At 69.3% G+C, this 4,799-nt stretch carries 7 protein-coding genes and 1 pseudogene; 7 read left to right on the forward strand and 1 reads right to left on the reverse strand.

Features of this window, described 5'->3' with window-relative positions:
- The 4 genes from CSW58_RS14210 to CSW58_RS13315 form a co-directional block, all read left to right on the forward strand.
- A partial coding sequence (locus tag CSW58_RS14210) for a hypothetical protein (RefSeq protein ID WP_099447595.1) occupies window positions 1-316 on the forward strand: 316 nt, incomplete at its 5' end.
- A 28-nt stretch (window positions 317-344) separates the two neighbouring features.
- Window positions 345-749, forward strand: a complete 405-nt coding sequence (locus CSW58_RS13305; RefSeq protein ID WP_099447596.1) for a hypothetical protein — start codon at window positions 345-347, stop codon at window positions 747-749.
- An 83-nt stretch (window positions 750-832) separates the two neighbouring features.
- Window positions 833-1,603: an alpha/beta fold hydrolase gene (locus tag CSW58_RS13310; protein ID WP_161494628.1), complete on the forward strand. Its 771-nt coding sequence runs from the start codon at window positions 833-835 to the stop codon at window positions 1,601-1,603.
- Between the two features lie 128 nt (window positions 1,604-1,731).
- Complete coding sequence (locus CSW58_RS13315; RefSeq protein WP_099447598.1) at window positions 1,732-2,448, forward strand: DUF1013 domain-containing protein; 717 nt, start codon at window positions 1,732-1,734, stop codon at window positions 2,446-2,448.
- An 84-nt stretch (window positions 2,449-2,532) separates the two neighbouring features.
- Here the strand turns inward: CSW58_RS13315 and CSW58_RS13320 are convergent, their stop codons facing one another.
- Window positions 2,533-2,706, reverse strand: a complete 174-nt coding sequence (locus CSW58_RS13320) for a YdcH family protein (RefSeq protein ID WP_099447599.1) — start codon at window positions 2,704-2,706, stop codon at window positions 2,533-2,535.
- Between the two features lie 130 nt (window positions 2,707-2,836).
- On the opposite strand from CSW58_RS13320, the pseudogene CSW58_RS13325 reads away from it, so the two are divergent.
- From CSW58_RS13325 to CSW58_RS14215, 3 genes and pseudogenes are all read left to right on the forward strand, one after another.
- Window positions 2,837-3,446 (forward strand): annotated as a pseudogene (locus tag CSW58_RS13325) (UbiX family flavin prenyltransferase).
- 529 nt (window positions 3,447-3,975) lie between these two features.
- A complete protein-coding gene (locus CSW58_RS13335; protein WP_099447600.1) occupies window positions 3,976-4,197 on the forward strand; it encodes a YdcH family protein in 222 nt (73 codons plus the stop codon).
- A 221-nt stretch (window positions 4,198-4,418) separates the two neighbouring features.
- Window positions 4,419-4,799: hypothetical protein (locus tag CSW58_RS14215; protein ID WP_369825200.1), on the forward strand; the 381-nt coding region annotated here is incomplete at its 3' end.

Here is a 4,799-nt window from a genome sequence, read left to right on the forward strand (position 1 = left end):
TCATCATCGCGCGTCGCTGATGTACGCCTTCGCCTGTCTGGTGCTGGCCGAGTTCGCGCGCCTCAGCGCATGGCCGCCGAGCGTCAACCTCGCCGCCGTCGCCCTGCCGGTGGTCTTTTTCGCCGCCGCTGTCGCGACCTACGCCGTGCACGGGATCCTGCGCGACACCGACAATCAGCTGCGCCGCCCCCATCGCCTCGGTTCCGGCCGGGTCCATGGCCGGGTCATCAGCCTGTTCATCCACGCCCTGATCCTCGGGGAGACCGGCGGCTTCCTGGTGCTGCTGACAGGTTCAGCGGACAAATTGCTGGGGTGACCGCCGCGTCGCCGCCAAGGAGATCCTGATGGAATATCTTGTCGGGGCCCTGCTGGCCTTGGGCGTGGGCGTGTTCGCCACGGCCGTCGGGTTTGATCGCGACAGGGCGTTCTATCCGGTCGTTCTGGCGGTGATCGCCAGCTATTACGCGCTGTTCGCGATCATGGGCGGCGCGCTCGACGTCCTGGCCGTGGAGGCGATGATCCTGGGCGGCTTCCTGGCCGCGTCCGTCGCGGGCTTCCGGTCCAGCCTATGGCTGGTGGTGGCGGCCCTGCTGGGACATGGCGTCCTGGATTTCGTCCACCCCCACCTGATCCCCAATCCCGGCGCGCCAGTCTGGTGGCCGATGTTCTGCCTGACCTTCGACGTGGCGGCGGCCGCCTATCTGGCGGCGCGGCTGCTCAGGATCCGCAGCGCGGCGGGCCGGTCATGAGGAGCGCGGCGGCGACCTCCGGCGCGCGCGGCCCGCGCCTTCCCCGCGGCCATAGCCTGGCCCGCCTCGGCGCGACGGTGCTGATGATCGCCACCCTGGGCGCGAACGCCGCGGCCGCCGCGCCCAGGGACCTCCGCACAACGCGAATCGACGGGCGCACAGTGGCCTATCGAGTCCTGGGCCACGGCGCGCCCGTTCTGGTCCTGCTCTCGGGGCTGGGCGACGGGATGGACTCGTTCAAGGCCGTCGCGCCCGATCTATCCCAGAACGCGACGGTCATTCTGTATGACCGCGCGGGCTATGGCGACAGTGAGGGGCCAACCGCGCCCCGCGACGCGCGGGCGGTGGACGACGAGCTGGTCGCGGTGCTTGAGGCCTCCGGCGTAAGGGGTCCCTATGTCATCGCGGGCCATTCGTTGGGCGGGCTGTACGCCGAATATTTCGCGGCCCGGCATCCGGACGCGGTGGCGGGCCTGATCCTCGAAGAGTCGAGACCCGCCGATTTTACCCGGCGCTGCGAGGTGGCCAAGCTCGGCGGCTGCGTGGTCACGCCGGCGATGGCGCGCTTCCTGCCCAAGGGCGCCCGGGCCGAGGTCGCGGGCCTGCCCGACACCCTGGCGCAGGTGGCAGCGATCACCGGACCGACCGCCAAGCCGGTTCTCATCCTCTCGCGCGCGGTTGGTTCACGCGTCACCCCGTTCGAGGCGGTCTGGGCGAAGGCGCAGGACGATCTGGCCGCGCGCTACCCCGGATCGCGACACCTGACGGCGCCCGCCGGCGGGCACTACATCCATCGCGATCAGGACGCCTGGTTCATCGACCGCGTGCGGGACTTTCTGCTCAAGACCCGTTGAAACCCCAAGCCCGCCCGCGCGCCGCCCTCTTCATCCCCCGTTCCCTTTCCGAGCGAACGGGATTATAGGTCCACGCTGAACATCCCGCCCGGCCGCAAGGTCGGGCGCCGTCATTTCTGGAGCACCCCATGTCCGACATCCTGATGCCCAAGGCGACGGCCGTCTGGCTCGTGGAAAACACCTCACTGACCTTCGAGCAGATCGCCGATTTCTGCGGCCTGCACCCGCTGGAAGTGTGCGGCATCGCCGACGGCGAAGTGGCCCGCGACATCCGCGGCGCCGATCCGATCGGCAATGGCCAGTTGACCCGCGAAGAGCTCGACAAGGCCCAGGCCAACGACGCCTACCGCATGAAGGCCCAGGTCAGCCGTCACGCCGAGCTGCTGAAGCCGCAGAAGAAGGCCCCGCGCTACACCCCGGTGTCGCGCCGCCAGGACCGCCCGGACGCCATCGCCTGGTTCCTGCGTCACCACCCCGAGGTCACCGACGCCCAGATCTCCAAGCTGCTGGGCACCACCAAGTCGACGATCGACCAGGTGCGGACCCGGGCCCACTGGAACGCCGCCAACATCAAGCCGATCGATCCGGTCACCCTGGGCCTGATCGGCCAGCTGGAGCTGGACGCCCTGGTCAAGAAGGCCGCCGAGAAGAAGGCCAAGGACGACCTCAAGAAGGGCATCCTGCCGGAAGACCCGACCCTGCGCCCCGCCTCGGAAACCGGTGCCGCCATCGACGACCGCGACGCCGAGGAGGCCGAGATCCGCGCCTCGCGCATCGAGCCCAAGGCCGAGGACGTTTTCGGCAAGTCGACCTACGTGGAAGACGACGAGGACGACGAGGACTGATCCTCGCGCCCAGCGACCAAGCAAAAGGCCCACCCCGTCGCCGGGATGGGCCTTTCGTCTATTCAGGCGCTGAGGTCGTGGGGCCTAATGCAATCGCGCCCTCAGGCCTTCGATCTCTTCCTTCAGCCTGAGCTTTTGTCGCTTGAGCTCTCGAAGCCGGGTGGCGTCGCTGACGGGGCGTTTGGTCTCCTCCTGGATCGTGCGATCGAGGTTCTCGTGACGGGACCCCAGTTCGCGGATACGGGATTCGATGGCCATGGCGCTCGGCTCCTTGCTTGTTGGAGATCAGAGTGAACACCCGCTGCGCGACGCTGTCAGATCACATATGATTGCACGCGGCGACGCTTGACGTGGCCGATCTTAATCCCGTTGCGGACGAATTTTAATCATGACCGACCCCCAGACCCCGCCCGAAAAGCCCCGACTGATCGTGGGAATCTCGGGCGCGTCGGGGGCGGCCTATGGCCTGCGGACCCTGGACGCCTGTCGCGAGCTGGGGGTCGAGAGCCACCTGGTGGCCTCCAAGTCGGCCTTCCTGACCCTGCAGCAGGAGACCGGACTGACGGCCTCCGAGCTCAATGAGCGGCCGAGGTGGTGCACCGGATCGGCGATGTCGGGGCCTCGATCGCCTCGGGCTCGTACCGGACCCTGGGCATGATCATCGCCCCCTGCTCGGTGCGGACCATGAGCGAGATCGCCACCGGCGTGACCTCATCCCTGCTGACCCGCGCCGCCGACGTGGCCCTGAAGGAGCGTCGCACCCTGGGCTGATGGTGCGCGAGACGCCGCTGCACCTGGGCCACCTGCGCACCCTGACCCGGCTGGCCGAGATGGGCGCGGTGATCGCCCCGCCCCTGCCGGCCTTCTATACCAAGCCCAAGTCCAATCGCCGAGATGGTCGATCAGTCGGTGGGCCGCTGCCTGGACCTGTTTGGCCTGTCCTGCGACCGGTCAAGCGGTGGGGCGAAGACGTGCCGGCGATCGGCGAGACGGCGTGAGGGATCAGGCGATGCGATTTTGGGACTGGGCCTGGAGGTCTATGCGCGCCCCGCCGTGGGGCCGCCTGCCTGTCGCTGCAGGACGGGCACGGGCAGAAACCGCCCTATCTGCTGTGGGCCGCCTGGGGCGCGGCGGAGGGCCGCCACGGCCGACAGCAAGTCGGCCTATGCCCTGGTCCGCCGCTGGGACGCCGAGATCGGCGCGCCCCTGCGCGGGTGCGCCCGCACGCTCAAACAGACACATGGCCGGAATCGCCGAGGCGCCGCGCGAGGCCTTCCGCGACTCGGTCCAAGGCCGTTGAGCTGGGCGGGCGAGCGGGTGCTGATGGAAAGCCTGGAAGCGGTGACGGCGAACCGGGCCCGCCGCGCGACCTTCTGGAGGGCCTGCGCGAGGCCGCCCAGGCCACCGGCGACCCGCCGCGCGACGCCGCCCTGCAACAACTCGCCGACGCCCTGTCGTGAACGCCTTTACGGGCTGGCAGGCTTTGCTATCTATCACGGGATACGGGCCGGCCCTGGGGGAGCGTCCATGAACGATGACGATCCTTCGGAAGACACCGACATCGCCCTTGAACGGCGACTGGCGACCCTGCGCGAGGAACACCAGGACCTCGACGCCGCCGTCGCGGCCCTGGAGGCCCGCCCGATGCCCGACATGCTGCAGGTGGCCCGCCTCAAGCGCCGCAAGCTGGCTCTCAAGGACGAGATCGTCCGGCTGGAAGACCAGCTGATGCCCGACATCATCGCCTGATCCCGGTTCGGAGCCGATCCCATGCGCGCCATCGTCTCGGGATCGGTTCTGGCCCTGGCCATGCTACTGGCCGCCGGCCGGTCGCCGCCGCCTGCCCCGCGCCTGACAAGACGGCGATCGAACAGACCATCCGCTCGATCTACGCCGCCCTGGCGACCGATGACGCGGCGGCCTTCGCCCGGCTGACCGCCCCCGACTTCTACGCCTATGAGGGCCAGCGGATGACGGGGCCCGAGCTGGCGGCGGCGATCGCCAAGACCCACGCAGCCGGACGGGTGCTGGCCTGGACCCTGGGCCCCATGGACATCCACGCCGACTGCCAGACCGCCTGGGCGGCCTGGGAAAACCACGGCCAGGTCGGCGACGCCACGGCGATGCGCCCCATGACCTGGTTCGAATCCGCCACCCTGCGCCGCGACGGAGACCACTGGCTGATGACCTTCCTGCACGCGACCCGGGTGGATCCGGGAAGTAGGGGGAAGCCGCCTCGGCGCTCACCCTTGCGTTCGTCATTCCCGCCCTTGTGGCGGGAACCCCGGGTTCAGCCGACCCCTGAAACGCCAGCGAAGGGCGCGCGCCCTTCGCCCCTCCCGCCCTCGAGG

Source organism: Caulobacter sp. B11 (assembly GCF_002737765.1).
In the GTDB taxonomy this organism is placed as follows: Bacteria; Pseudomonadota; Alphaproteobacteria; order Caulobacterales; family Caulobacteraceae; genus Caulobacter.

Bases quoted from the DNA above. Each gene is read 5' to 3' on its own strand.
- CSW58_RS13305 (WP_099447596.1), top strand. From the start codon at position 345: ATGGAATATCTTGTCGGGGCCCTGCTGGCCTTGGGCGTGGGCGTGTTC.
- CSW58_RS13310 (WP_161494628.1), top strand. From the start codon at position 833: ATGATCGCCACCCTGGGCGCGAACGCCGCGGCCGCCGCGCCCAGGGAC.
- CSW58_RS13315 (WP_099447598.1), top strand. From the start codon at position 1,732: ATGTCCGACATCCTGATGCCCAAGGCGACGGCCGTCTGGCTCGTGGAA.
- CSW58_RS13320 (WP_099447599.1), bottom strand. From the start codon at position 2,706: ATGGCCATCGAATCCCGTATCCGCGAACTGGGGTCCCGTCACGAGAAC.
- CSW58_RS13335 (WP_099447600.1), top strand. From the start codon at position 3,976: ATGAACGATGACGATCCTTCGGAAGACACCGACATCGCCCTTGAACGG.